Raw genomic sequence first — 25,498 nt, forward strand, 5'->3', positions numbered from 1 at the left:
CTACCTCACGTAGAAGGGCTCGCCCGGAGGCGTGGCCGAGGCCGGCAGGAGTGCCAGGTCGAGGCCCCGCACCAGGCGGGCCCTCAGTGTTTCGTCGGCGGCCAGGGCGCGGGCCACGCGCTGGGCGGCCTCCGCCGGTGCGGCGTCGGCGTCGAGGACCAGGGCCACGGTGCCGTCTGCGGTGCCCGGCCCCAGGTGGGCGCGGAGCACCGCGGGCTCGGCGGCCACGACGGCCCGCACGGCTTCCCGCACGGCCGGGTCGTCGAGCGGGTCGGCGCTGGAGCGGCCCTCGGCGAGGGCGAGCAGGGCGGAGCCGGTCACCTGGTACGGGACGGGGCCCGCGAGGTCGAGGACCAGGGTGTCGGCCTTCTCGTGGACGAGCGCGGCCAGCGCCTGCCGCATGGGCACGGCGACGGGACGCGCCGCCGGGTCCCAGAGGGCGAGGGAGGCGATCGAGGTGAAGGCCGGAAGGGCCCGGCGGTCGCCCGCGGTGAGGGTGGGGACGGCCATGTCGCTCGTCTTCTCCTGCTTCAGGCCCGTCTCGGGGTCGATCTCGACCTCGCCGAGTACGGCGACCACGGGGACGAGCAGCCGGGCCTCCTTCAGGGCTTCGAGGACGGGACCGTGGGCGGTCCTGTCCTCCGCCCAGGCCGCGAGGGCCGCTGTGAGCCGCGGGTCGGCGGTGCCGTCGTCTTCGGAGAAACCGGGGTCCGGGATGTTCTTGAGCGCCACACGACGAGCCTAACCGGCGGTCCCGTGCCCCCGGCTAGGAGGTCCGGTGGGCGCGCCGGAGCATCACGGCGGTGAGCAGGAGCAGGGCGCCGAGTCCGCCGGCGACGGGGGCGAGCAGGCCGAGGGGGCGGCTCTCCTCGACGGCGGGGAGGGGGCCCGGCCCGAAGTGGCGGCCCTGGTAGCCGGTGGCGGTGTTCTTGGGGTCGCCGCCCTTGATCCTGCCGCCGGCCGCGATGGCGGCGGCCGGGTCGACCGTCCCGTACCCCTTGGCGTCGCTGCGTCCGCCCTTCGGCCGGTTGCGGGCGGTGTCGATGAGCAGCCGCTTGATCTGGGCGGGGGTGAGGCCGGGGTGCGCGGAGCGGACGAGGGCGACGGCGCCGGAGACGAACGCGGCGGCGGCGCTGGTGCCCCAGCCCTCGTAGTAGCGGCGGTCGGGGTCGGCGATGACGATGTCGTCGCCGGGGGCGCTGACGGTGGCGTACCAGCGGCGGGTGGAGAAGGAGGCGTGGGTGCCGTAGCGGTCGACGGCGGTGACCGCGATGACGCCGGGGTAGGCGGCGGGGTACGAGATGTGGTCGCCCTTCTCGCCGCCGTTGCCGGCGGAGGCGACGACGGAGACGCCCTTGGCGAGGGCGTACTGGACGGCGGCGTCCTCGCCCGCGTCGGGATGGGCGGACTTGGAGTCGTCGCCGAGGGAGAGGTTGATGACGTCGGCGCCGTGGTCGGCGGCCCAGCGGATGCCCTGGGCGAGGGCGGTGCCCCGGGTCTTGCGGGCCTTGTCGCGGGCGGAGTCGGTGGACTCCAGGATGACCCGCACGGGCAGGACGCGGACGTCGGGGGCGACGCCGAGGACGCCGTCCTGGGCGCCGGGGCCGTGGCCGTGCCCGGCGATGATGCCGGCCATGGCGGTGCCGTGCCGGGCCCAGGAGCGGTCGCCCTTCGAGGCGCCGAAGCCGATGAGGTCGCGTCCGGTGAGGACGGAGCCGGCGAGGTCCGGGTGGTCGGCGTCGACGCCGGTGTCGAGGACGGCGACGGTGATGCCCTTGCCCTTGGTGGTGCGCCAGGCCTCCGTGGTGTGGAGGGCTTCGAGGCCCCACTGGCGGGCGCGGATGGTGTCGGCGTGCGCGGGCGCGGTGGTGGCGGGCAGGACGGAGAAGGCGGCGGCGAGGAGGGCGACGGCGGGGCCGCGGGTCCGGCGGTGGGCGGGTCGGATCACCGGGCGCTCTTCTCCTGGACGGCCTTCACGGAGGCCATGCCCAGCAGGCGCGCGAGGCGTTCGGTGATGCCCTTGGCCTCGTGGCCGAGGCCGGACTGGGCGGTGGCGTCGGTACGGTTCGCGGTCATGGCCCGGTCGGCGGGGACGGGGCCGCCGTCGACGGTCCGGCCGTCGGCGAAGCCGGAGACGGCGGTGACGACGACGGGGAGGTCGGCGGGGGCGTTCAGCCACCAGGCGGCGCGCTGGGCCGGCCCGAAGCGCTCGGCGACGGTGCCGGGCCCCGCGAGGGCCGGGGGGACGTCGGCGCCGAGCCGGGTGGTGAGGTGGGGGCCGAGGGTGCGCTGGGTGGCGGAGTCGGCGCGGGTGAAGACGAGGCCGACGGTGATCACGCTGCTGGAGGTGGCGTCGGTGTACGTGGCGCGCAGGACGCGCTCGCAGCCGAGGGGTTCGACGGTGGCGAGGAGGCCCTTGGCGAGCACGGCGGGGGTGCAGGGGGCGTCCGGGGCGACGACGATCCGGGTCCAGGTGCGGGCGGCGCCGCCGGGGCCGGCGGCGGGGCCGGTCAGGGTGCGGGGGAAGAGGGTGTCGACGGGGGCGTTGTGCCAGAGGTCCTTGGCCTCGACGTAGCCGAGGGGTTCGGCGGGACCGTCCTGCTCGGCGGCGGCCAGCCAGACCCCGGCGAGGGCACCGCCGATGAGCCCGAACCCGAGGACAGCGCAGACGGCGACCGCGACGGTCCGTCCGGGGTGCCGCCGCTCACGCACGGGCCGCAACCGCGTGGTGACCTCGACGGGCAGCTCGGGCGGCAGGGCGCCGGGCCCCCGGGAGGGCCCGTACGACGGCAGCCCCGTCGCGCGCGGACCACTCGTCGGGGCGGGCCCGGAGGCAGGGAAGCCGGCCGGCCGGCCGGGCACGGGGCGCGCGACGGCGGACCCGCCGGGAGCAGCCGCGGGGCGAGCGGGAACGGCGGACCCGCCAGGGGCAGCCGCGGGGCGGGCGGGAACGGCGAACCCGCCAGGAGCAGCCGCGGGGCGAGCGGGAACGGCGAACCCGCCGGGAGCAGCCGCGGGGCGAGCGGGAACGGCGGACCCGCCAGCGGCAGCCGCGGGGCGGGCGGGGACCGCGGTCCCCCGGGCGGCGGCCACCGGCCGAGCGGGGCGGGCTGACCCGCCGGGGTCGGCGGCGGACCCGCCGGGAGGCGTCGTGGGCCTGGGCGGGACGCCCGGGGATCCGGCGCGGGTCGTTCCGGCCGGTGCCGTCGTGGGTCGCGGCGGCAGCGGCGCGGCCGCCTGCTCCGCCGGGGCGGGCGGCCGCTCCGGCGTGCCGGGGCGGGGTCCGTGGGGTGGGACCGGGCGGAGGCGGGTGGTCCGTTCCACCTCGGGGACGTCCGGGGTGGAGAGCAGCGCGTCCGTGATCCGGGAGGTCGTGGGGCCGTGCTCGCCCGTCATCCCCGTCCCCCCGCTCGTGTCGACAATGCCCGTCACTCTACGGGCTGTTCCCCCGGGCACGGGAACCCAGGGGCTACCCACCCCGAAACCGGTCTGGCAAGCTCGGGCCATGACTCCCCGTGCCGCCGACCGGGCCCGTTACGACCGGGCCACCGCTCATCTCGACGCGCCGGTGGCGATCGTCGACCTGGAGGCGTTCGACGACAACGCGGCGGACCTGGTGCGCCGGGCCGGGGGCAAGCCGATCCGGGTGGCGAGCAAGTCCGTGCGGTGCCGGGCGCTGCTCGAACGGGTCCTCGCGCGGGACGGCTTCGCCGGGATCATGTCGTTCACGCTCGACGAGTCGCTGTGGCTGGCGCGGGCCGGGTTCGAGGACGTGCTGCTGGCGTATCCCTCCGCCGACCGTTCCGGGTTCGGGGAGCTGGCGCGGGACCCGAAGCTGGCCGCCGCCGTGACCGTCATGGTCGACGACGTGGTGCAGCTCGACCTGATCGACGCGGCCCGCGCGGGCGGGACGGAGGAGGTGCGGGTCTGTCTGGAGATGGACACCGCGCTCCGGCTGTGGGGCGGGCGGGTACGGGTCGGGGCGCGGCGCTCGCCGCTGCGGACCCCTGCCGACCTGGCCGAGCTGGCCCGCTCGGTGGTGCGCCGTCCCGGTTTCCGGCTGGTCGGGATCATGGCGTACGAGGGGCACGTCGCCGGGGTCGGGGACGCCGTCGCCGGCCGGCCGCTGCGCTCGCGGGCGATCCGGGTGATGCAGTCCGCCGCCCGGAGGGAGCTGGCGGAGCGCAGGGCGGCGGTGGTGCGGGCCGTCCGCGCGGTGGAGCCGGACCTGGAGTTCGTGAACGGCGGCGGCACCGGCAGCGTGCAGCACACGGCCGCGGAGGACGCGGTGACGGAGATCGCCGCCGGGTCGGGCCTCTTCGTGCCGCGTCTCTTCGACAACTACACGTCCTTCAGCGGGCGCCCGGCCGCGCTGTTCGCGCAGCCGGTGGTGCGCCGCCCGGGCGTGGGCGTGGTGACGGTGCTGGGCGGCGGGTATCCGGCGTCGGGGGCGGCCGGCCCGGACCGGCTGCCCGTCCCGTATCTGCCGGAGGGTCTCCGGTACGACGCCCAGGAGGGGCCCGGCGAGGTGCAGACCCCGCTGCTCGGCTCCCCGGCCGACGATCTGCGGATCGGTGACAAGGTCTGGTTCCGGCACGCGAAGGCCGGGGAGCTGTGCGAGCGCTTCGAGAGCCTGTCCCTGGTGGTGGGCGACCGGGTCACGGCGACGGTGCCCACGTACCGGGGTGAAGGGCGCACCTTCCTCTAGAAGACCGTGTCGAGCTGGTCCGGGACGATGCTGCCGTCCGTCCGCCGGACCGGCTGCGCCGTGCCGTCGGCCGCGGTGTAGCCGGTCGTCGAGCAGGGGTACGCGCCGGTCTTCCGCTTCTTCGGTTCGATGAACATGGGGTTGACGAGCCAGCGGCCGTCGCCGTTCTCGTACGCCCGGCACATGAGTTCGTTCTTGTTGCGGTTGAGGACCAGACGGAGGCCGGTGGCGTCCCGCAGGAAGGAGATGTCGGTGTCGGAGTCGCCGGCGGCGAAGACCTGGCGGCGGGAGGCGGGCTGGACGCGCTCGGCGGCGGGGCCCCGGACGCCGAAGATCTCCTGGTTGATCCAGCAGCGCTTGCCGTCGATGTAGGTGATCATCGCGTCTTCCCCGTCCCTGACGCCGCCGCAGCCCTTGAGGTGGCTGGTGAGGCGGCCGTGGTCGGTGGTGTTGCGGATGCCGAGGGCGTGGGAGGCGTCGACGCCGACGCCCTTCGCCCAGACGTCGACGACGGGTTCGGGTGAGGCGGAGACGATCCAGACGTCGAAGCCGCCGTCCCGGAGGGCGCGGATGAGGTCGCGCTGCTGGTCGTAGTAGCGGACCCAGCCGGTGACCCGCGCGGTGCCGACCTGCTGGGTGGTGCCCTGCGGGGCGGCGAGGTTCTCGGCGCGGGCGGCGGCCGCGAAGGAGGCGGCCTGGCGGGTGGTCCAGCCGTGCAGGAGCTGGGCGAGCCAGGCGTACTGGGGCTCCATCCGGCGGTGGTCGTGGCCGGCGAAGGCGGTCTTCCCGCCGGTGGTGGTGCCGGAGCCGTAGACGGAGAGGAGCTCGTCGGCGCAGCGGGTGTCGGTGGCCGTGGGGAGGGTGCGGACCCCGGTGGGGCAGGCGTCGCCGAGGGCGGTGGCGGCCTCGGGGGTGAGGTACCGGCTGGTGGTGGACCAGTCGCCGTCCTTCGGGGGCCGGACGCGGTCGTTGCGCAGCAGCCAGTAGAAGGTGGCGTCGCCGACGTCGTTCTTGATGACGGTGTTGTCCCAGTCGAAGACCGCGACGGGCTTCCTGCCGCCCTTGCGACGGTCCTCGCAGTGGTCGGCGATGAGGGCGTCGATGCGGGCCTCGTTGTCTCCGTACCAGCCCTCGGAGGTCTTCAGGGCGGCGCAGGCGGCGGGCTTGGCCTCGGCGTTCGTCGCGGGGATGAGCGCGGTGGCGGCGAGGGCGAGGGCGGCAGCGGCGGCGGAGGTGCGGAGCTTGTCGTTCATGATCACTCTCCTGGGTGTACGCAGGACAGCCGGGCGCCATGCGACGCCCGGCTGTCGGGTGGGGGGATTCGGGGTGAACGGTTAGAGCGGGGTCACGTACGCGCCGGAGATGCCGCCGTCGACGAGGAAGTCGCTGGCGTTGACGAAGGAGGAGTCGTCGCTCGCGAGGAAGGCGACGGCGGCGGCGATCTCCTCGGCCTCGGCGAAGCGGCCGACGGGGATGTGGACGAGGCGGCGCGCGGCCCGCTCGGGGTCCTTGGCGAAGAGCTCCTGGAGCAGCGGGGTGTTGACGGGGCCGGGGCACAGGGCGTTGACGCGGATGCCCTCGCGGGCGAACTGGACGCCCAGCTCGCGGGACATGGCGAGGACGCCGCCCTTGGACGCGGTGTAGGAGATCTGACTGGTGGCCGCGCCCATGATGGCGACGAAGGAGGCGGTGTTGATGATGGAGCCCTTGCCCTGGCGGCGCATGTAGGGCAGGGCGGCCTTGCAGCAGAGGTAGACGGAGGTGAGGTTGACGTCCTGGACGCGCTTCCAGGCCTCCAGGCCGGTTTCCAGGATGGAGTCGTCGTCGGGGGGCGAGATGCCGGCGTTGTTGAAGGCGATGTCGACGGAGCCGTAGGTGTCGAAGGCGGTCTTGAAGAGGGCCTCGACCTCCTCGGGATCGGTGACGTCGACCTTGACGAAGGTGCCGCCGACCTCCTCGGCGGCGGCCTTGCCGGCGGTCTCGTCGATGTCCGCGCAGACGACGTTGGCGCCCTCGGAGGCGAGGCGGCGGGCAGTGGCGAGGCCGATGCCGCTGCCGGCTCCGGTGATGACGGCGGTGCGGCCGACGAGGCGGCGGCAGACGATCTCTTCGGTGCTCATGCGGTTCAGGCCTCCGTGCTGAGGAAGACGTTCTTGGTTTCGGTGAAGGCGGTCAGGGCGTCGGGGCCGAGTTCGCGGCCGAGGCCGGACTGCCGGTAGCCGCCGAACGGGGTCCAGTAGCGGACGCTGGAGTGGGAGTTGACGGAGAGGTTGCCGGCCCGGACCGCGCGGGAGGCGCGCAGGGCGCGTCCGACGTCGCGGGTCCAGATCGAGCCGGACAGGCCGTACTCGGTGGCGTTGGCGAGGCGGATCGCGTCGGCCTCGTCCTCGAAGGGGAGGACGACGGCGACGGGTCCGAAGATCTCCTCGACGGCGCAGGGGGCGTCCTCGGGGACGCCGGTGAGGACGGTCGGCGGGAACCAGAAGCCGGGGCCCTCGGGGGCCTTGCCGCGGATCCCTTCGAGATCGTCGGTGACGAAGGAGCGGACGCGGTCGAGCTGGGCGCGGGAGATGAGCGGGCCCATCTGCGTGCGTTCGTCGGCGGGGTCGCCGACGACGATCTCCTCGACGGCGGGGGTGAGGAGCTCCAGGAAGCGGTCGTACGCGCTCCGCTGGACGAGGATGCGGGTGCGGGCGCAGCAGTCCTGGCCGCTGTTGTCGAGGAAGGACATCGGGGCGGCCGCGGCGGCGGCCTCCAGGTCCGCGTCGGCGAAGACGATGTTGGGGCTCTTGCCGCCGAGTTCGAGGGTGACCCGCTTCACCTGGTCGGCGCACTTCGCCATGATCGACTTTCCGACCCGGGTGGAGCCGGTGAAGACGATCTTGGCGACGCCGGGGTGTTCGACGAGGGCGTTCCCGGCGACGGGGCCGGTGCCGGGGAGGACCTGGAAGAGGCCTTCGGGGAGGCCCGCCTCCAGGGCGAGTTCGGCGAGGCGGAGCGCGGTGAGGGGGGTGGTCTCGGCCGGCTTGAGGAGGACGGCGTTGCCGGCGGCGAGCGCGGGCGCGGTGGCCCAGGCGGCGATCGGCATGGGGAAGTTCCAGGGGGCGATGACGCCGACGACCCCCAGCGGTTCGAGGATCGTGATGTCGAGGCCGCCGGCCACCGGGATCTGGCGGCCGTTGAGCCTTTCCACTCCCCCGGCGGCGAAGTCGAGCAGGTCGCGGACGTTGCCGGCCTCCCAGCGGGCGTTGCCGAGGGTGTGGCCGGCCTCGGTGACCTCCAGGCGGGCGAGCTCCTCGACGTGGTCGTCGACGACGGCGGCGAAGCGGCGGAGCAGCCGGGCCCGGTCGGCCGGCGCGGCGGCGGCCCAGCCGCGCTGGGCGGCGGTGGCGCGGGCGACGGCGGCGTCGACGTCGGCCGGGGTGGCGGCGGGGACGGTGGCGACCGGTTCCTCGGTCGCCGGGTTGAGTACCTGGAGCAACTCTTCCTCTTCTTTCGTCTTCGTCACAGGCGTTCGAAGGAGCGGCGCAGCTCCCAGTCGGTCACCGCCGCGTCGAAGGCGTCGAGTTCGACGCGGGCCATGTTGCGGTAGTGGGCGACGACCTCGGCGCCGAAGGCGGCCTTGGCGATCTCGCTGGTCTCCCAGAGTTCGGCGGCCTCGCGCAGGGTGGTGGGGACGTGCGCGTACTCGGCGGTGTACGCGTTCCCGGTGCAGGGCGGGGGAAGTTCGAGGCGCTGCTCGATGCCGTACAGGCCGGCGGCGACCAGGCCGGCGACGGCGAGGTAGGGGTTGACGTCGCCGCCGGGGAGGCGGTTCTCGAAGCGGGTGGAGCGGCCGTGGCCGACGACCCGGAGCGAGCAGGTGCGGTTGTCGTGGCCCCAGGCGACGGCGGTGGGGGCGAAGGAGCCGGGCTGGAACCGCTTGTAGGAGTTGATGTTGGGGGCGTAGAGGAGGGAGAAGTCGCGGAGGGCCGCGAGCTGTCCGGCGAGGAAGTGCCGCATGGTCTCGGACATGCCGTGGGCGTCGTCGCCGGCCATCACGTTGTGTCCCTCGGCGTCCTGGAGGGAGAGGTGGATGTGGCAGGAGTTGCCCTCGCGCTCGTTGTACTTCGCCATGAAGGTGAGCGAGCATCCCTCCTGGGCGGCGATCTCCTTGGCGCCCGTCTTGTAGACGGCGTGCTGGTCGCAGGTGACGAGGGCCTCGTCGTACTTGAAGGCGATCTCGTGCTGGCCGGGGTTGCACTCGCCCTTGGCGGACTCGACGGTGAGTCCGGCGCCGGTCATCTCGTTGCGGATGCGGCGCAGGAGGGGTTCGATGCGTCCGGTGCCGAGGACGGAGTAGTCGATGTTGTACTGGTTGGCGGGGGTGAGGCCGCGGTAGTTCGCGTCCCACGCCTGCTCGTAGCTGTCCTTGAAGACGATGAACTCGAGCTCGGTGCCGACGTGGGCGGTGAGGCCGAGCTCCGCGAGGCGCTCCAGCTGGCGGCGGAGGATCTGGCGGGGCGCCGCGACGACCGGGGTGCCGTCGGCCCAGGCGAGGTCGGCCGTCACCATGGCGGTGGCGTCGTTCCAGGGGAGGCGGCGGAGGGTGGTGAGGTCGGGGTGCATCGCGAAGTCGCCGTAGCCGCGGTCCCAGGAGGACATCTCGTAGCCGTCGACGGTGTTCATCTCGGTGTCGACGGCGAGGAGGTAGTTGCAGCCCTCGGTGCCGTGACCGAGGACCTCGTCCAGGAAGAACGGTGCGGCGAACCGCTTGCCCTGGAGGCGTCCCTGCATGTCGGGGAAGGCCAGGACGACGGTGTCGATCTCGCCGCTCGCGACGAGGGCGCGGAGCTCCTCGACGGTGAGCGGGGGTGTGCGGTCTGCCACGGGATTGCTCCTCCTTCGGCGTGCCGGGAGCCATAAGGTATTGCGGAAGACCATTGCTTGGGAAGTGCTGGAGGAAGGGAAACGAGAACGTGGCCAGTACGAGTGAATCGGCGGACCGGCTGACGCCCGTGCTGCGGCCGGTGCGGGCGGGCAACGGGTTCGAGGAGGCCCTGGAGCAGATCCTCCAGGTGGTACGGCTCGGCCTGGTGCCCGGCGGGGAGCGGCTGCCCGCCGAGCGGGAGCTCGCGGACCGGATGGGGATCAGCCGGGTGACGCTGCGCGAGGTCCTCAAGGTCCTCCAGGAGCAGGGGCTCGTGGAGAGCAGGCGCGGCCGGTACGGCGGGACGTTCGTGCTGCCCCGGACGCAGACGGCGGACGAGGACGAGCTGCGGCGCCGGATCGCCAGCGTCGACATGGAGGACACCCTGCGCTTCCGTGAGGTCCTGGAGGTGGGCGCCGCCGGGCTGTGCGCGGCGCACGGTCTGGACGCGGCGGGCGCCGAGCGGCTGCGGAGGGCCGTGGCGTCGACGCACGACGCCCCGCTGGCCGATTACCGCCGCCAGGACACCCTGCTCCACCTCACGCTGGCGGAGCTCTCCGGCTCGCCGACGCTGACGGCGCAGTACGCCGCCGTGCGCGCGACGGTGAACGACCTGCTCGACTGCATCCCCCTGCTCGTGCGCAACCTGGAGCACTCCCAGCACCAGCACACGGCCCTGGTGGAGGCGGTCCTCGACGGGGACGCGGACGCGGCGCGCGAGGTGATGCGGGAGCACTGCGCGGGCACGGCGGCGCTGCTGCGGGGCTTCCTGACGTGACCGGGGAGCGGACGGCGGCGTAACCCGAAAGTAACGCACGGGGGTTGCGCTCCCCCGTCGGCCACCGCAAAGGTATGGCTCCAATCCATTGGGCCCGTTGCGGGGAGCTGACGCTGCCATGACGCTCGAAGACACCACGCCGACGAAGGACGACTATCTGGAGCGGCGGGCGCTCCGCCGCGGCAGCGCCGGCTGGCTGCTGCTGACCGGTCTCGGCGTGGCGTACGTCGTCTCCGGGGACTTCTCCGGCTGGAACATCGGTCTGTCGAAGGGCGGTTTCGGCGGGCTCGCCGTCGCCACCGTCCTGATGGGCGCGATGTACGCCTGTCTGGTCTTCGCCCTCGCCGAGCTGTCCGCCATCCTGCCCACGGCGGGCGGCGGCTACGGCTTCGCGCGCCGGGCCCTGGGCACCTGGGGCGGCTTCCTCACCGGCACCGCGATCCTCATCGAGTACATCCTCGCCCCGGCGGCGATCTCGATCTTCATCGGAGACTACGTGGAGTCCCTCGGACTCTTCGGCCTGGAGTCGGGCTGGCCGGTCTACCTGGTCTGCTTCGCGCTCTTCATCGGCATCCACCTGTGGGGCGTGGGCGAGGCGCTGCGCTTCAGCCTGATCGTCACGGCGATCGCGGTCGCGGCCCTGATCGTCTTCGCGCTCGGCGCGTTCACCGACTTCCACGTGGACGGCCTGAACGACATCCCGGTCGACACGGACGCCGTCGGGTCGAACTCCTGGCTGCCCTTCGGGCTCCTCGGGATCTGGGCCGCGTTCCCCTTCGGCATGTGGTTCTTCCTCGGCGTCGAGGGCGTGCCGCTCGCCGCGGAGGAGGCGAAGGACCCGGTGCGGTCGATGCCGAGAGCGCTCGCGATCGCGATGGGGATCCTGGTGCTCCTCGCCGTCATGACCTTCTTCGCCGCCACCGGGGCGCGCGGCTCGGCCGCCGTGCAGGAGGCCGGCAACCCGCTGGTCGTGGCGCTCCAGGGCGACGGGGACCCCACGGCCCTCAGCCGCTTCGTGAACTACGCGGGCCTCGCGGGCCTGGTCGCGTCCTTCTTCTCCCTCATCTACGCCGGTTCGCGTCAGCTCTTCGCCCTCTCCCGGGCGGGCTACCTGCCCCGGTTCCTCTCCCTGACCAGCCGCCGCAAGTCGCCCTACCTGGGGCTCCTCATCCCGGGCGCCCTCGGCTTCGCGCTCGCCGCCGGGACCGGGAACGGCGCCCGGATGCTGAACATCGCGGTCTTCGGCGCCACCATCTCGTACGCCCTGATGGCGCTCTCCCACATCGTGCTGCGCCGCCGCGAGCCGGGACTGCACCGCCCGTACCGCACGCCCGGCGGGATCGTGACCTCGTCGGTGGCCTTCGTCCTGGCCCTCTCGGCGCTGGTCGCGACCTTCCTGGTGGACCGGACGGCGGCCTTCATGGCGCTCGGGGTGTACGTGATCGCCCTCGCCTACTTCGCGTTCTACAGTCGGCACCATCTGGTGGCCAGGGCGCCCGAGGAGGAGTTCGCGGCGCTCGCGGCGGCCGAGGCCGAACTCGAACGCGACTGATGCCCCTTCCCTTCCTGGAGGACGTTTCCGTGACCAAGCCGCTCATCGGCGTGACCACCTACCTGGACCAGGCGCGCTGGGGGGTGTGGGACATGACCGCCGCGCTGCTTCCCGCGCAGTACCCGCGTCTCGTACGGGAGGGCGGAGGGCTCCCGGTGATGCTCCCGCCCGGCGGGCCGGAGGACGCGGCGGCGGTCGTGGCCCGGCTCGACGGTCTGGTCGTCGCGGGCGGGGCGGACGTCGAGCCCGTACGGTACGGGGCCGAGCCCGACCCCCGTACCGGCCCGCCGGCCCGCGCCCGGGACACCTGGGAGCTGGCCCTGATCGACGCGGCCCTCGCCTCCGGAACCCCGCTGCTCGGCATCTGCCGGGGCATGCAGCTCCTGAACGTGGCGCTCGGCGGCACCCTGGTCCAGCACCTCGACGGACACGTGGAGGCGGTCGGGGTGATCGGCCGGCACGCGGTGAAGCCGGTGCCGGGCACCCGGTACGCCTCCCTCGTACCGGAGCTGACCGAGGTGCCGACCTACCACCACCAGGCCGTGGACCGGCTGGGCACGGGGCTCGCGGCCTCGGCGCACGCGGAGGACGGCACGGTGGAGGCGGTGGAACTGGCCGCCCCGGTCTGGGCGCTCGGGGTGCAGTGGCACCCGGAGATGGGCGAGGACCTGCGGGTGATGCGGGGCCTGGTGGAGGCGGCCGCCCGCCGGTGAGGCGCCGATGAGGGGCGGGGCGACCGGGGTGGGCTCCGGTCGCCCCGCGGCTTCGGGGGCTCGGCGGGGACGGGTCAGCTCGTCGCCGCCACCGCGCGGCGGCCGAGGAGCACGTACAGGCCCGAGGCGACGACCATGCCGACCGGAAGGGAGAGGTCGACGCCACCGAGCGCCGAGGCGACCGGACCGGTGTAGAGGGTGTCGACGCAGAGGGCGGCCGCGGCCACGCCGGCGATCAGGGCGAGGGCGCCCGCACGGTTGACGCCGCCGGTGAACCAGAAGGGGCTGCCGGTGGTCTCGTCCGAGAGCGCGAGGCCGTCGTAGCGGTTGCGGCGCAGCAGGATGTCCGTGGCGTACACGGCCATGAGCGGGCCGCTCAGGACGACCATCACCTGGAGGGCGTTGCTGACGGTGTCCAGGAAGTTGGAGACCAGCAGGCCGTAGAGGGTGAGCGCGACCGCGACGGTGCCGTCGAAGAGGACGCTGACGGTACGCCGGACGCGCAGGCCGACGGCCTGGAGGGCGAGTCCGGCGCTGTACGCGGTCAGGGCGTTGATGGAGATCGTGCCGAGGACCAGGGCGAGCAGGAAGACGGGCACGAACCAGCCCGGCAGGATCTCCTGGAGCGCGGTCTGGGGGTCCGTCATGTCGACGGCGGTGGCCGCGAAGGCACCGAGCGAACAGACGACGACGCTGGGCACGAAGGCGCCGAGCGCGGTCCATCCGACGATCGCCTTCTTCGAGGCCGTACGGGGCAGGTAGCGGGAGAAGTCGGCGCTCGTGGTGTACGAGAGCGGGCCCGAGGCGATCATCGTGGTGCCCGCGAGGAGGAGGGCCCAGAGCCCGACGCCGTGGGCCGGCTGTGCGGGCGTGTACGAGAAGTCGGCGTGGCGGAAGACCGCGAGCGCGACGACGGTGAAGGCACCTGCCAGGGCCAGGGTGATCGGCAGGTACAGCTTGATGATCAGGGCGTGGCCGTAGACGCTGATCGCGAGGGTGAGCGCGGCGATGACGACGATCACCACCACCTTGACGGGCACGCTCGCGGTGATGCCGGCCTTCTCGACGAGCGCGAAGGCGGCGGTCGCGGCGGCCGCGAGGTTGAGCGCGAAGTAGCAGACGGAGACCAGCCAGCCGCCGATCGCGTTGTTCACCCGGTTGCCGATGACGCCGTAGAGCGCGCGGGTGATCACCTCGCTCGGCGCGCCCGCGGCCGGTCCCGAGGTGGCGAGGAGGCCGGTCAGCACCCAGAAGAGGTTGCCCACGACGATCACGCCGACGGCCTGCCACAGGCTGAGGCCCATCAGGACGAGGGCGCCGCCGATGACGAGGCTGAGGTAGTTGACGTTCGCCGCGGCCCACACGGAGAACAGCTCGCGCGGATGACCGTGGCGCTCGCTGTCGGCGATGTGATCGATGCCGTGGGCCTCGATGCGACCGGGGCGGTCGGACGGCGGGGCGGCCTCGGCGCGGACGGCGCCGTGGTCGGGGATCGTGGAAGCCATGCGGCCCTCCGGATGCGTGTGGTGCCCACCTGGTTGCTTATTGGTCGCACACTCAATAGTGTCGCCGGTATGCCGTCAAGCGTCCAGCGCAAGAGAATCCGGAAAACTCCCGAAGCCCGCAGGGCGGAGATCGTGGAGACCGCGGCCCGGGTCGCCCTGACCGAGGGCCTGGAGTGCGTCACGCTCCGGCGCATCGCCGACGAGCTCGCCGTACGCCCCGGACTGATCAGCCACTACTTCCCCTCGGCCGAGGATCTGGTGGCCGAGGCGTTCAGCGTCGCCGCCACCGGCGAGCTGGACGCGCTGCTGCCCGCCGAGCGGCCCGACGGGACCCCCACGCAGTACCTCGCGCGCTACTTCGCCCTCTCGGCCGGAGAGGCGTACGACGACATCAGCCGCCTCTGGATCAACGCCCGGCACCTCAGCCGCTACCGGCCCGTCCTGCGCGACCGGGTCTCCGCGCAGGAACTCGCCTCCGACGAGCGCATCGAGGGCCTCATCCGCGAGGGCGTCGAGCGCGGCGAGTTCCGGACGGACGACCCGCACCTGGCGGCGATCCAGATCCTGGTGGTCCTCGACGGCCTCGGCTCCCACGCCAACACCGACCGCAGCGACCTCCCGGAGGCGGTGACGCGCATGGCGGTGACGACGGCGGAACGAGAACTCGGCCTGCCACCCGGCGCCCTGACGGACGTACCGCTGCCGGAGGGGTGGGCGGAGCCGGCCGACGAACCCGGGGACACCCGGGACGCCGAGGCGCGCTGACGTCGGAGCGGGCGGCGGTTCACCACGTCACCCGCCGGCACACCTTCCCCCCTCCACGCCCCCACTCCCCCTCCCCCATCCGCGATCTCCTGGAGACCTCGTGCGCACCACCCGACTCGTCCTGCTCTCCGCCCGTCTGCTCGACCCCGGCACGGGGACGTTCCTGCCGGAGACCGCGCTCGCCGTCGCCGAGGACGGCCGGATCTCCGCCCTGGGCGACGACCGCGAGATCCGGGCGCTGGCCGGACCGGCGACCACCGTCGTCGACCTCGGGGGCGGGGTCGTCACCCCCGGCTTCGTCGACGGCCATCTGCACCCCGTGTCGGGCGCCGAACTCACCCACGGCCTCGACCTGTCGTACTGCGCCGGCGTCGACGACGTCCGGGAGGCCCTGGCGCGCGAGGTGCGGAAGCTCGACCGGGGCCAGTGGCTGTTCGGCTGGGGACTGGACCCGAACGTGTTCGGGGACCTGCCCGTCGGCACCGCGCCGTTCGACGCCGTGCTCGACGGCGTGCCCGCCTTCCTGCTCCTCTTCGACGCCCACTCGGCCCTGGCCAGCCGGCGGGCCCTCGAACTCGCCGGGGTCGACGGCCCCCGCACCTTCGACCAGGCCTCCGCCGAGGTCGTCTGCGACGCCGACGGGCGCCCCACCGGACTGCTCCAGGAGGACGCCGCCTGCGAACTGGTCGAGCGGGTCGCTCCGCGGCCGACGCGGGAGGAGAGCAGGGAGCGGCTCGGGGCGGCGCTGCGCTCGATGGCGGCGGCGGGGCTCACCGGCGGGCACGCGATGGACGCCAACGGCGACAGCCTGGCCCTGTACGGAGAGCTCGACGCGGCCGGCGAGCTGCCGCTGCGGCTCCGGGTGGCACCCTGGTGCCAGCCGGGCACCGACGAGCAGGGGGTGTGGGAGCTGATCGCCCTCCAGGGCAGGGGCGGCGACCTGTGGCGGGTCGCCGGCGTGAAGCTGTTCATGGACGGGACGATCGACAACGGCACGGCATGGCTGGAGCGGCCCGACTGCCACGGCGAGTCCACGCACGCGTTCTGGCCCGACCCCGAGGCGTACACCCGGATCATCGGGGAACTGCACCGGGCGGGCGTGGCGACGGCGACGCACGCCATCGGCGACGCGGCCGTACGGCACGTGCTCGACGCGGTCGAGAAGGCGCGGAGCGACGGGGGCGAGGTGCGGCACCGGGTCGAGCACATCGAGACGGTGCCGGACGACACGCTGCGCCGCTTCGCCGAGCTGGGCGTCCTGGCGTCGATGCAGCCCACGCACTGCTGCGACTTCACCCGCGCCGACCACACCGACAACTGGTCGCGGCGCCTCGGCGAGGAGCGGGCCGCGCGCGCGTGGCGCTGCCGGGACCTGGCGGACTCGGGCGCGACGGTGGTCCTCGGCTCGGACTGGCCGATCGCGCCGTTCCCCCCGCTCGGTGTGATGGCCGGGGCGCGGCACCGGCGCCCGAGCCGCGACCTCGGGCAGGCGCCGCACGGTCCTGAGCAGGCGCTCACGGCGTTGGAGGCGCTGCGGGGCATGACGACGGCGCCGGCGTACGCGGCGGGCGAGGAGCACACGGCGGGCCGGCTCGCGGTCGGCCACCGCGGCGACCTGACGGCCCTGGCGGCGGACCCGCTGACGACGCCGGCCCTGGAACTCCCGGACGTCCCGGTCCGCCTGACGACGGTGTCGGGACGGGTGACGTTCCGCGCGACGGACGTCTGACGGACCGCCACGCCGTCGCGGGCGGGCGTTCCGCGGTCACGGGCCCGCGTCCCGCAGTTGTGAGCCCGTGCCCCGCCGTTGTGGGCTGGTGTCCACCTCCGTGTGGGCAGGTGTCCCGCAGGGGGGTCCCCCTGGACGAAGTCCTTGGGGGAGGGAGGGGTGGGCACAGGGGACGGCGCCCTTTCGCGGCGCTTCCGCGCTCCGGGCCTGGACCCGCACCGAAGTGACGGTGCGCAGTCGGTCCGGGTCCAGCCGCCGGAAGCGCCGCGCTCACCCCCGCGTGAGCGACAGCAGGTCGCGCGCCGGTCCCGTCGGGCGGTGGCCCGAGGGCCAGACCGCGCGGAGGTCGCGGCGGAGCAGCACGCCGTCCACCGGGATCGCCACGAGCCGGCGCGAGGCCAGCTCCTCCGCGATGGCGAGCTCGCTGAGGACCGCGGGCCCCGCGCCGCTCACCGCCGCCGCCTTCACCGCGGTGGTGGAGGCGAGTTCGAGGAGCGGCTGGGCGAGCCCGCCGTGCGCGGAGAGCGCGGCGTCCAGGACCTGCCGGGTGCCCGAGCCGCGTTCGCGCAGGACCAGCGGGGTCGCGGCGAGCTCGGCCGGGTCGAGCGGGCTGCGGCGCCGGGCCCACGGATGGGAGGGCGCGGCGACGACCGCGAGCCGGTCGTGCGCGACGACGACCCCGTCGAGGCCGTCCGGGACGGCGAGCCCTTCGACGAAGCCGACGTCGGCCTCGCCCGCGAAGAGGCGTTCCGCGACGGCGGCCGAGTTCCCGGCCTGGAGGGACACGGCCGTGTCGGGCCGCTCGGCGCGCAGTGCGATCAGCCAGCCGGGCAGCAGGTACTCGGCGATCGTCATGGACGCGGCCACCCGCAGCCGGGAGTCCCGGCGCCCCCGCAGGGCCTGCGCGCCCGCGTCGAAGGCCTCGGCGGCCTCGACGATCCGCCGTGCCCAGTCGGTGACGAGGGCTCCGGCGTCGGTGAGTCGGGAGCCGCGCGGCGAGCGGTCGAGCAGGGCGACGCCGAGCTGCCGTTCCATGGAGCGGATCCGGCTGCTGGCGGCGGGCTGGGTGACACCGACCTCGCGGGCGGCCGCGCCGAGGCTGCCGTGCCGGGCGACGGCGAGGAGCAGCTCCAGCGCCCCGAGGTCGGGGACCCGGTGGTGGAGGGGGGTCGGTGTCACGCCCTGCTCACTGCTCATAAAGGCAGCTTATGGCCTCATAGCCGCAACGTCCCTGGTGGGGGCCGTTCCGGCGCGAAACGATCGGGACATGGCAAGCCTCGCACCTTCTCTTCCCGCTCTCCGCGCCACCACCCCCGGCGCCCGGGCGACCCGTTCCGTCCGTCACCTCGGGCCCAACTGGTACGCCTCCGTGATGGGCACGGCCATCGTCGCCAACGCGGGCGCCGCACTCCCGCTGGACGTCCCCGGCCTCCGTACGGCCTGCGCCGCCGTCTGGGTCCTGTCCCTCGCGATGCTGCTCACCCTGGTCGTCGCGCGCGCCGCGCACTGGGTCCGCCACCGGGACCAGGCCCGGGCGCATCTCATGGACCCGGCGATGGCGCCGTTCTACGGCTGTCTGTCGATGGCCCTGCTCGCCGTCGGCGGCGGGGCGGTGATCGTGGGGCGGGACTGGATCGGCCTGCCGGCGGCGGTCGCCCTCGACACGGTCCTGTTCACGGCCGGAACGCTGATCGGCCTGGTGGCCGCGGTGGCCGTCCCGTACCTGATGGTGGTGCACCACCGGATCGAGAGCGCCTCGCCGGTCTGGCTGCTGCCGGTCGTCGCCCCCATGGTCTCCGCCGCGCTCGGTCCCCTCCTCGTGCCCCATCTGCCCGCCGGGCAGGCCCAGCAGACCCTGCTGATCGGCTGTTACGCGATGTTCGGCGTCAGCCTGCTCGCCACCCTGGTCATGTTGCCCCTGGTCTTCGGGCGCCTCGTCACCGGCGGCCCGCTCCCGCTCGCGCTCACTCCCACCCTGTTCCTGGTCCTGGGCCCGCTGGGCCAGTCGACGACCGCCGCGAACAAGTTCGCCGACACGGCGGCGGGCGTGCTGCCCGCCCCGTACGCCGAAGGCTTCGCCGCCTTCGCCGTCCTGTACGGGGTGCCCGTGACGGGCTTCGCGCTGCTGTGGCTGGCGCTCGCCGCGGCGATGGTGCTGCGGGCGCGCCGGCAGGGCATGGGTTTCGCGATGACGTTCTGGGCGTTCACGTTCCCGGTCGGCACCTGTGTCACGGGCGCGGAGGGGCTGGCCCAGCACACCGGTCTGGCCGTGTTCCGGTGGCTCGCGATCGGTCTGTACGTGCTGCTCGTGGCGGCCTGGCTGGTGGCCGGTTTCCACACCCTGCGGGGTCTGGTCAGCGGTGTGCTGCTCGCAGGACCCGGGTCAGGGCCCGCGGGGCCTCGGCCAGTGACGGCCCGTACCAGGTGAGCATGCGCCCGTCGACGAGGGCGGCGGCGGTCCCGGGGAAGGCCTCGGGGCCGTCGTCCCGGGTGAACCGGTAGGGCTCGTCGGGCAGGACGACGAGGTCGGGCGCGGCGGCGCGCAGCTCGTCCAGGGGGATCCTCGGATAGCGCTCGTCATGGTCCGCGTAGAGGTTCCGGACGCCGAGGCGGGCGAGCAGGTCGCCGGCGAAGGTGTCGCGGCCGAGGACCATCCAGGGCCGCCGCCAGATCGGCACGACGGCGGTGCGCGGCTCCCCCGGGGTCACGGCCGCCCAGGCTGCCTCGGCCTCCGCCAGCCAGCGGGGCCGCCGGGGCGCGCCGCAGGCGGCGAGGACCCGCTCCAGCTCCCGCAGCGCCTGGTCGAGTGTGCGGATCTCGGTGACGAGGACGTCGACGCCGGCGGCCCGGAGGGCGGCGAGGTCGGGGGCGCGGTTCTCCTCCTCGTTGGCCAGGACGAGGTCGGGTCGGAGCGCGGTGATGGCGGCGGTGTCGGGGTTCTTGGTGCCGCCGACGCGGACGACGTCGATTCCGGCGGGGCGGCTGCACCAGTCGGTCGCGCCGACGAGCACGCCGGGCGCGGTGACGGCGACGGCCTCGGTGAGGGACGGCACGAGGGAGACGACCCTCGGACCCGCGAGGCTCATTGTTCCTCGGCCTCGACGTGCTCGGCGACGGCGACGACGAGGAGCCGGGTGCCGGGTTCGGTGGCGCGCCAGCGGTGCCGTACGCCGCCGGAGAGGTAGAGCGTGTCGCCGCGGCCGAGACGGTGGGCGCGGCCCTCGGCCTCGACCTCCGCGGCTCCGTCGGCGACGTACAGGAGTTCGTCGTTGCGGTGCTGGAACTCGCGTCCGGCGTCCTGCTCGCCCGTGAACTCCAGGGCGTGCAGCTGGTGACGGCCGCGGACGAGCGCCCGGACGCCCGGGGGCATGCCCGGGGAGCGCTCCCCGGCCCGTACGACGTCGACGGTGCGGGAGGCCTCGGCGGCGGCGAGGAGTTCGCCGGCCGTGGTCTCCAGGGCCTCCGCGACGAGTTCGAGGGAGCGGCGGCTGGGGCGGGCGCGCTCGTTCTCGATCTGGCTGAGGAAGGGCACGGAGAGGCCGCTGCGGGTGGCGACGACGGCCAGGGTCAGCTGGAGCGCTCTGCGGCGCCTCTTGACGGCCGCGCCCACGCGGGGCGCTTCCTTCTCGTCCATGTCGACTCCCTCCCTCTGCTCGTACCGGTCGGTTACCTGAACCTTACGCAGCTTTCGGGTGGGGTTTCGCGTCGTGCCGAAAAGGGGTGGTCGCCGATCACGTTCGGCGACCACCCCTTTTCGGCCAGTGAGCCCCCGAGGGCCCGGGGAGGGTTACTGCGGGGCGAGCCTCTCCGCGAGGCCGGGGTTCCGGTCGAGCCAGGTGCGGACGGCCTCCTGCTCCTTGCCCTTGCCGGTCTCCTGGATGACGGCCTCCAGGTCCGTGAGCTGCTTCTCGGTCAGCGAGAAGTTCTTCAGCCAGGCGCCGACCTCGGGGTTCTCGGCGGCGAAGCCCTTGCGGGCGAGGGTGTGGACGCCGTCGCCCTTGCCCCAGGACCCCTTGGGGTCGTCGAGCTTCTTCAGGTCGTGGGCGGAGTAGGCCCAGTGCGGGGACCAGAGGGTGACGACGACGGGTTCCTTGCGCTCGTAGGCGCGCTTCAGCTCGGCGAGCATGCCGGGCGTGGAGCCGTCGACGACCTTGTACTCGCCCTCCAGGCCGTAGTCCTTGAGGACCTTGTCCTTGAGGATGCCCATCATTCCGGCGCTGGGCTCGATGCCGACGATGCGGCCCTTGAACTGCCCGGCCTTCCCCTTGAGGTCGGCGAGCGAGTCGACGCCCTTGACGTAGGAGGGGACGGAGAGCTCCAGGGAGGTGGGGCCGTACCAGGAGCCGAGGTCCTCCAGCTTGTTCTTGTACTTGTCCCAGTACTGCTGGTGCGTGACGGGCAGCCAGGAGTCGGTCTGGAAGTCGAGCTGCCCGCCGGCCAGGCCGGTGTAGAGGGCGCCGGCCTCCAGCTGCTTGGTCTCGACCTCGTAGCCGCGGCGCTCCAGGAGCTCCTTCCAGAGGTACGTGGAGGCGATGCCCTCGTCCCAGGGGATGTAGCCGATGCTGACCTTCTTGCCGTGGCCGCCGCCGCCGGAGGCGGTGGTGGAGGTCGCGCCGCCGTTGCCGAGGAAGCCCATGCCGCCGGCGACGAGCGCGAGGACGACGACGCCGACGAGGGCGGCGACGGGCTGCGGGCGGTGGGCCCAGAGCTTCGCCCCGGGCCGCTTCGCGCCGAGCGCGGCGCGGGCCTTGGCGGCGGCGCGGCGGCCCAGCGGGGAGACCTGGCGGCCAAGGGCGCCCGTCATCCGGTCCAGGTACATGGCGAGGACGACGATGGAGACGCCTGCCTCGAAGCCGAGGCCGATGTCGACGTTGCCGATGGCGCGGTACACGGCGCCGCCGAGCCCGCCGCCGCCGACCATGCCGGCGATGACGACCATGGAGAGGCCGAGCATGATGACCTGGTTGACACCGGCCATGATCGTCGGGAGGGCGAGCGGCAGCTGCACGCGCAGCAGCGTGTTGCGCGGGGTGGTGCCGAACGCCTCGGCGGCCTCGACGAGTTCGCCGTCGACCTGGCGGATGCCGAGTTCGGTCATGCGCACGCCCGGGGGCAGCGCGAAGACGATGGTGGCGATGATGCCGGGGACCACGCCGACGCCGAAGAAGATGATGCCGGGGATGAGGTAGACCATCGCCGGCATCGTCTGCATGAAGTCGAGGACGGGCCGCAGGACGGCGCTCACGTGCTTCGACCGGGCCGCCCAGATGCCGAGCGGGACGGCGATCACCAGGGTGACGAGGGTGGCGACGAGGACGAGGGAGAGCGTCGCCATGGCCTCGTCCCACAGCTGGACCGAGTCCACGAGCGCGAAGCCCGCGAAGGCGAGGACGCCGGCGGCGAGGCCGCGCAGCCACCAGGCGACGACGGCGAGGATGCCGGCGAAGAGCAGCGGCTGGGGCGCGGACAGGACGGCGTCGATGCCGTCGTAGAGGCCGGTGACGCCGGTGCTGACGGCGTCGAACAGCCAGGAGAACTGGGCCTGGAGCCAGTCGACGGAGCTGTCGACCCACTCGCCGAGGGGGAGCCTAGGCACCGGCGGTCACCTCCTGGGCCGTGGGGAACGGGACGTTCGTCGCGCCGATTCCCCCCATGACGGCGAGGAGGCGTTCCGTCGGTACGACTCCGAGGACGGAGCCGTCGGTGTCCTCGACGGTCACGGGGTGCGGGGCCAGGGCCGCGACGGCGCACAGGTCGGCGACGAGCGTGTCGGGTCCGACGGGCCGGCAGGCGCAGTCCTCGGGGCAGTCGGCCGGGGCGGCGGACTCCGTCATGACGGCGGCGGCGGTGAGCACCCGGGAGCGGTCGACGTCCTGGATGAAGGAGGCGACGTAGTCGTCGGCGGGGCGGACGAGGATGTCCTCGGCGGTGCCGAGCTGGACGATCCTGCCGTCGCGCATGACGGCGATCCGGTCGCCGAGGCGCATGGCCTCGTTGAGGTCGTGGGTGATGAAGACGATGGTCTTCTTCAGGCGCTGCTGGAGCACGAGGAGCTGGTCCTGCATGTCGCGTCGGATCAGCGGGTCGAGCGCGCTGAAGGACTCGTCCATCAGGAGCAGGTCGGCGTCGGTGGCGAGGGCGCGGGCCAGGCCGACGCGCTGCTGCATGCCGCCGGAGAGCTCGTCCGGCCAGGACTTCTCCCAGCCCGCGAGGCCGCACAGCGCGAGGGCCTCGGCGGCGCGGGTCTCGCGCTCGGCGCGGGGCACGCCCTGGACCTCCAGGCCGTAGGCGGCGTTCTCCAGGACGTTTCGGTGCGGGAAGAGCGCGAAGTGCTGGAAGACCATGCTGATCTTGGTGGAGCGGACTTCGCGCAGCTCGCGGGGGGAGAGCGCGGTGAGGTCGTGGCCGTCGAAGAGGACCCGGCCCGCGGTGGGTTCCAGCAGGCCGTTGAGCATGCGCAGCAGGGTGGACTTCCCGGAGCCGGACAGGCCCATCACGACGAAGATCTGGCCGGGGTCGACGGTGAAGCCGGCGTCGACGACCGCGGCGGTCGTCCCTTCGGCGCGCAGCTCGTCACGGTCGGCGCCGTCGGCGAGCCGGCGGACGGCCTCGTCGGGTCGTCTGCCGAACACCTTGTACAGGTGGTCGGCCTGGAGCCTGGACACATACACCTCACGGGTTGGAACGAGGAACGGCCCCACCACCCCCGCGTGGCCGGCCGTGGAGCGGGCGGGATCGGCCCGCGGGCCCGTCGCGTACGGGGGATTTTTCGTTGAATCCCGTACCGGGTTCCGCTCCGGGCTCGCGCCTGCCCGGCTTCACCGGGTGCAAACGCAAAGGTGACGGGGGTCACGCGAGGGGCGGGGAAGGGGGTCCCGCGCGCGGGACGGAGGTCCTGTCGGTGGGGTGCGGCATGATCGGGGTGTGACGCGACGCCTGATGCTCCTCGACACCGCCAGCCTCTACTTCCGCGCCTACTTCGGCGTGCCGGACTCCGTCCGGGCACCGGACGGCACCCCGGTGAACGCCGTGCGCGGGCTGCTCGACTTCATCACCCGGCTCGTCCAGGACCACCACCCCGACGACCTGGTGGCCTGCTGGGACGAGGACTGGCGGCCGCAGTGGCGCGTGGACCTGATCCCCTCGTACAAGGCGCACCGGGTGGCCGTGGAGACGGAGACGGGCCCGGACGAGGAGGAGGTCCCGGACACGCTCGCCCCGCAGGTCCCGGTCATCGAGGAGGTCCTCGCGGCGCTGGGCATCGCCCGGGTCGGAGCGGCGGGGTACGAGGCGGACGACGTGATCGGGACGCTGGCCGGCCGCGCCGAGGGGCCGGTGGACATCGTCACCGGCGACCGTGACCTGTTCCAGCTGGTGGACGACGCCCGGGGCATCCGCGTGCTGTACCCGCGCAAGGGCGTCGGCGACTGCGACCTGGTGGACGCGGAGCTGATCCGCACGAAGTACGGGGTGCGACCCGACCAGTACGCGGACTTCGCGGCGCTGCGCGGGGACGCGAGCGACGGACTGCCCGGGGTGAAGGGCATCGGCGAGAAGACGGCGGCCCAGCTGATCACGGAGTACGGCGACCTGGCGGGCGTCCGGGCGGCGGCGGAGGACCGGACGTCGCGGCTGACGCCGGCGAAGCGGCGCGGGATCGTGGAGGCCGCCGGATATCTGGACGTGGCGCCGACGGTGGTGCGGGTCGCCTCGGACGCCCCGCTGCCGGAATTCACCCCGGCCCTGCCGACCGCGCCCCGCGACCCGGCGGCCCTGGAGGCGCTGGTGAAGCGGTGGAACCTGGGCGGTGCGGTGGGCCGGCTGCTGCCGGTCCTGGAGCGCTGACGGGAGGGTTCCGGGGGCCGGGCCGGGTGCTGCGGCCAGGGGCCACTCGGGTGACCCCTGGGCCTCCGACGCCGAGGGATGCTAGCTTAGGCATACCTAAGTACGCAGAGTCAGGAGAGCCCGTCGTGGCAGAGCAGCCGGCCCGCAAGGCACCGAAGGCCACCGAAGCCCGCGTGGTGCACACCGAGCGGATCACTCCGCACATGGTGCGGGTCGTGCTGGGCGGCCCCGGGCTCGCCGGCTTCGCGGCGGACACATACACCGACCACTACGTGAAGCTGCTGTTCGCCCCGGAGGGCGTCGCCTACCCGGAGCCCTTCGACATGGAGCGGATCCGGGCGGAGTTCCCCCGGGACCAGTGGCCGACGACGCGGACGTACACCGTGCGGGCCTGGGACCCGGTCCACCACGAGCTGACCATCGACTTCGTGGTCCACGGCGACGAGGGCCTCGCGGGCCCCTGGGCGGCGCGCGCCCAGGCCGGCGAGACGGTGCGCTTCCTCGGCCCCGGCGGCGGCTACACGCCGGATCCGGCGGCGGACTGGCACCTGCTCGTGGGCGACGAGAGCGCCCTCCCGGCGATCGCGGTGGCCCTGGAGCGGCTGCCCGAGGGGGCCGAGGCGCACGTCTTCGTCGAGATCCCGGACGCGGCCGAGGAGCAGAAGCTCGCGACGGCGAAGGGCATCGAGGTGACCTGGCTGCACCGGGGCGACCGCCCGGTGGGCGAGGCGCTGGTCGAGGCGGTCACGGCGCTGGAGTTCCCGGCGGGTGACGTGCACGCCTTCGTCCACGGCGAGGCGGGCTTCGTGAAGGAGCTGCGCCGGCACCTGCGGCTCGACCGGGACGTGGCGCGTGAGCGCCTGTCGATCTCGGGCTACTGGCGCCTGGGCAAGTCGGACGAGGCGTGGCGCGCGATCAAGCGCGAGTGGAACGACCAGGTGGAGCGCGAGCAGGAGAACTGAGCCGAGGGGCCCGGGGCGACGTGAGCCCCGGG

At 73.8% G+C, this 25,498-nt stretch carries 22 protein-coding genes; 9 read left to right on the forward strand and 13 right to left on the reverse strand.

What is annotated here, in order from left to right; genetic code table 11:
• Genes ABTY59_RS21045 through ABTY59_RS21055 form a run of 3 tightly spaced genes read right to left on the reverse strand, consistent with a single transcriptional unit; the run spans position 1 to position 2,712 of the window.
• Complete coding sequence (locus ABTY59_RS21045) at positions 1-732, reverse strand: SseB family protein (RefSeq protein WP_352020523.1); 732 nt, start codon at positions 730-732, stop codon at positions 1-3.
• 34 nt (positions 733-766) lie between these two features.
• Positions 767-1,948: a type VII secretion-associated serine protease mycosin gene (gene mycP, locus ABTY59_RS21050; protein ID WP_352020524.1), complete on the reverse strand. Its 1,182-nt coding sequence runs from the start codon at positions 1,946-1,948 to the stop codon at positions 767-769.
• The gene (locus ABTY59_RS21055) at positions 1,945-2,712 is read right to left on the reverse strand and encodes a hypothetical protein (protein WP_352020525.1); all 768 of its coding nucleotides are present in this window, start codon (positions 2,710-2,712) and stop codon (positions 1,945-1,947) included. Before ABTY59_RS21055 ends, mycP begins: the two co-directional genes overlap by 4 nt.
• A gap of 793 nt (positions 2,713-3,505) precedes the next feature.
• On the opposite strand from ABTY59_RS21055, the gene ABTY59_RS21060 reads away from it, so the two are divergent.
• Positions 3,506-4,708, forward strand: a complete 1,203-nt coding sequence (locus ABTY59_RS21060; protein ID WP_352020526.1) for an amino acid deaminase/aldolase — start codon at positions 3,506-3,508, stop codon at positions 4,706-4,708.
• Here ABTY59_RS21060 and ABTY59_RS21065 read toward each other — a convergent pair.
• The 4 genes from ABTY59_RS21065 to ABTY59_RS21080 form a co-directional block, all read right to left on the reverse strand.
• Positions 4,705-5,961, reverse strand: coding sequence for a haloacid dehalogenase-like hydrolase (locus tag ABTY59_RS21065; protein ID WP_352020527.1), 1,257 nt, complete (start codon positions 5,959-5,961; stop codon positions 4,705-4,707). The genes ABTY59_RS21060 and ABTY59_RS21065 overlap by 4 nt on opposite strands.
• A gap of 81 nt (positions 5,962-6,042) precedes the next feature.
• Positions 6,043-6,828: a 3-oxoacyl-ACP reductase gene (locus ABTY59_RS21070; RefSeq protein ID WP_352020528.1), complete on the reverse strand. Its 786-nt coding sequence runs from the start codon at positions 6,826-6,828 to the stop codon at positions 6,043-6,045.
• 5 nt (positions 6,829-6,833) lie between these two features.
• Positions 6,834-8,189 carry an aldehyde dehydrogenase family protein gene (locus ABTY59_RS21075; RefSeq protein ID WP_352020529.1) on the reverse strand — a complete coding sequence of 452 codons (1,356 nt, stop codon included), beginning with the start codon at positions 8,187-8,189 and terminating at the stop codon, positions 6,834-6,836.
• Between the two features lie 23 nt (positions 8,190-8,212).
• Positions 8,213-9,577 carry a glutamine synthetase family protein gene (locus ABTY59_RS21080; RefSeq protein ID WP_352020530.1) on the reverse strand — a complete coding sequence of 455 codons (1,365 nt, stop codon included), beginning with the start codon at positions 9,575-9,577 and terminating at the stop codon, positions 8,213-8,215.
• 89 nt (positions 9,578-9,666) lie between these two features.
• Here ABTY59_RS21080 and ABTY59_RS21085 point away from each other — a divergent pair, with 89 nt between their 5' ends.
• The 3 genes from ABTY59_RS21085 (at position 9,667) to ABTY59_RS21095 (ending at position 12,660) form a co-directional block, all read left to right on the forward strand.
• The gene (locus ABTY59_RS21085; protein WP_352020531.1) at positions 9,667-10,395 is read left to right on the forward strand and encodes a FadR/GntR family transcriptional regulator; all 729 of its coding nucleotides are present in this window, start codon (positions 9,667-9,669) and stop codon (positions 10,393-10,395) included.
• Between the two features lie 118 nt (positions 10,396-10,513).
• Positions 10,514-11,947 carry an ethanolamine permease gene (gene eat / locus ABTY59_RS21090; RefSeq protein WP_352020532.1) on the forward strand — a complete coding sequence of 478 codons (1,434 nt, stop codon included), beginning with the start codon at positions 10,514-10,516 and terminating at the stop codon, positions 11,945-11,947.
• Positions 11,948-11,976: 29 nt separating this feature from the next.
• Positions 11,977-12,660: a gamma-glutamyl-gamma-aminobutyrate hydrolase family protein gene (locus tag ABTY59_RS21095; protein ID WP_352020533.1), complete on the forward strand. Its 684-nt coding sequence runs from the start codon at positions 11,977-11,979 to the stop codon at positions 12,658-12,660.
• Between the two features lie 74 nt (positions 12,661-12,734).
• On the opposite strand, the gene ABTY59_RS21100 is transcribed toward ABTY59_RS21095, so the two are convergent.
• Positions 12,735-14,165 carry a purine-cytosine permease family protein gene (locus ABTY59_RS21100; RefSeq protein WP_352020534.1) on the reverse strand — a complete coding sequence of 477 codons (1,431 nt, stop codon included), beginning with the start codon at positions 14,163-14,165 and terminating at the stop codon, positions 12,735-12,737.
• A 69-nt stretch (positions 14,166-14,234) separates the two neighbouring features.
• Between ABTY59_RS21100 and ABTY59_RS21105 the strand changes: the two genes are divergently transcribed.
• Together ABTY59_RS21105 and ABTY59_RS21110 are read left to right on the forward strand one after the other, a co-directional pair.
• A complete protein-coding gene (locus ABTY59_RS21105; protein ID WP_352020535.1) occupies positions 14,235-14,930 on the forward strand; it encodes a TetR/AcrR family transcriptional regulator in 696 nt (231 codons plus the stop codon).
• Positions 14,931-15,030: 100 nt separating this feature from the next.
• Entirely contained in the window at positions 15,031-16,659 is a 1,629-nt protein-coding gene (locus tag ABTY59_RS21110; protein WP_352020536.1) for an amidohydrolase, read from the forward strand.
• A 270-nt stretch (positions 16,660-16,929) separates the two neighbouring features.
• On the opposite strand, the gene ABTY59_RS21115 is transcribed toward ABTY59_RS21110, so the two are convergent.
• The gene (locus ABTY59_RS21115; RefSeq protein WP_352020537.1) at positions 16,930-17,856 is read right to left on the reverse strand and encodes a LysR family transcriptional regulator; all 927 of its coding nucleotides are present in this window, start codon (positions 17,854-17,856) and stop codon (positions 16,930-16,932) included.
• A gap of 70 nt (positions 17,857-17,926) precedes the next feature.
• Here ABTY59_RS21115 and ABTY59_RS21120 point away from each other — a divergent pair, with 70 nt between their 5' ends.
• Complete coding sequence (locus ABTY59_RS21120; protein ID WP_352020538.1) at positions 17,927-19,087, forward strand: TDT family transporter; 1,161 nt, start codon at positions 17,927-17,929, stop codon at positions 19,085-19,087.
• On the opposite strand, the gene ABTY59_RS21125 is transcribed toward ABTY59_RS21120, so the two are convergent.
• The 4 genes from ABTY59_RS21125 to ABTY59_RS21140 form a co-directional block, all read right to left on the reverse strand.
• Positions 19,014-19,745 carry a helical backbone metal receptor gene (locus ABTY59_RS21125; RefSeq protein WP_352020539.1) on the reverse strand — a complete coding sequence of 244 codons (732 nt, stop codon included), beginning with the start codon at positions 19,743-19,745 and terminating at the stop codon, positions 19,014-19,016. The two genes, ABTY59_RS21120 and ABTY59_RS21125, sit on opposite strands and share 74 nt — an antisense overlap.
• A complete protein-coding gene (locus ABTY59_RS21130; RefSeq protein WP_352020540.1) occupies positions 19,742-20,293 on the reverse strand; it encodes a helix-turn-helix domain-containing protein in 552 nt (183 codons plus the stop codon). Before ABTY59_RS21130 ends, ABTY59_RS21125 begins: the two co-directional genes overlap by 4 nt.
• 153 nt (positions 20,294-20,446) lie before the next feature.
• Positions 20,447-22,255: an ABC transporter permease/substrate binding protein gene (locus ABTY59_RS21135; RefSeq protein ID WP_352020541.1), complete on the reverse strand. Its 1,809-nt coding sequence runs from the start codon at positions 22,253-22,255 to the stop codon at positions 20,447-20,449.
• Positions 22,248-23,330 (reverse strand): quaternary amine ABC transporter ATP-binding protein, encoded by a 1,083-nt coding sequence (locus ABTY59_RS21140; RefSeq protein WP_403541440.1) that lies wholly within the window; start codon positions 23,328-23,330, stop codon positions 22,248-22,250. Before ABTY59_RS21140 ends, ABTY59_RS21135 begins: the two co-directional genes overlap by 8 nt.
• Positions 23,331-23,598: 268 nt before the next feature.
• Between ABTY59_RS21140 and ABTY59_RS21145 the strand changes: the two genes are divergently transcribed.
• The gene (locus tag ABTY59_RS21145) at positions 23,599-24,504 is read left to right on the forward strand and encodes a 5'-3' exonuclease (protein ID WP_352020727.1); all 906 of its coding nucleotides are present in this window, start codon (positions 23,599-23,601) and stop codon (positions 24,502-24,504) included.
• A gap of 125 nt (positions 24,505-24,629) precedes the next feature.
• Positions 24,630-25,466 carry a siderophore-interacting protein gene (locus tag ABTY59_RS21150; RefSeq protein ID WP_352020543.1) on the forward strand — a complete coding sequence of 279 codons (837 nt, stop codon included), beginning with the start codon at positions 24,630-24,632 and terminating at the stop codon, positions 25,464-25,466.
• Positions 25,467-25,498 lie beyond the last annotated feature (32 nt).

Origin of the sequence: Streptomyces sp. NPDC096079 (genome assembly GCF_040303145.1) — a bacterium.
In the GTDB taxonomy this organism is placed as follows: domain Bacteria; phylum Actinomycetota; class Actinomycetes; order Streptomycetales; family Streptomycetaceae; genus Streptomyces.

Excerpts from the sequence above, each read along its gene's own strand:
- ABTY59_RS21065 (WP_352020527.1), bottom strand. The coding sequence starts at position 5,961 with ATGAACGACAAGCTCCGCACCTCCGCCGCCGCTGCCGCCCTCGCCCTC.
- ABTY59_RS21120 (WP_352020538.1), top strand. The coding sequence starts at position 17,927 with ATGGCAAGCCTCGCACCTTCTCTTCCCGCTCTCCGCGCCACCACCCCC.
- ABTY59_RS21130 (WP_352020540.1), bottom strand. The coding sequence starts at position 20,293 with ATGGACGAGAAGGAAGCGCCCCGCGTGGGCGCGGCCGTCAAGAGGCGC.
- ABTY59_RS21070 (WP_352020528.1), bottom strand. The coding sequence starts at position 6,828 with ATGAGCACCGAAGAGATCGTCTGCCGCCGCCTCGTCGGCCGCACCGCC.
- ABTY59_RS21100 (WP_352020534.1), bottom strand. The coding sequence starts at position 14,165 with ATGGCTTCCACGATCCCCGACCACGGCGCCGTCCGCGCCGAGGCCGCC.
- ABTY59_RS21060 (WP_352020526.1), top strand. The coding sequence starts at position 3,506 with ATGACTCCCCGTGCCGCCGACCGGGCCCGTTACGACCGGGCCACCGCT.
- ABTY59_RS21125 (WP_352020539.1), bottom strand. The coding sequence starts at position 19,745 with ATGAGCCTCGCGGGTCCGAGGGTCGTCTCCCTCGTGCCGTCCCTCACC.
- ABTY59_RS21115 (WP_352020537.1), bottom strand. The coding sequence starts at position 17,856 with ATGAGCAGTGAGCAGGGCGTGACACCGACCCCCCTCCACCACCGGGTC.
- ABTY59_RS21105 (WP_352020535.1), top strand. The coding sequence starts at position 14,235 with ATGCCGTCAAGCGTCCAGCGCAAGAGAATCCGGAAAACTCCCGAAGCC.
- ABTY59_RS21145 (WP_352020727.1), top strand. The coding sequence starts at position 23,599 with ATGCTCCTCGACACCGCCAGCCTCTACTTCCGCGCCTACTTCGGCGTG.
- eat (WP_352020532.1), top strand. The coding sequence starts at position 10,514 with ATGACGCTCGAAGACACCACGCCGACGAAGGACGACTATCTGGAGCGG.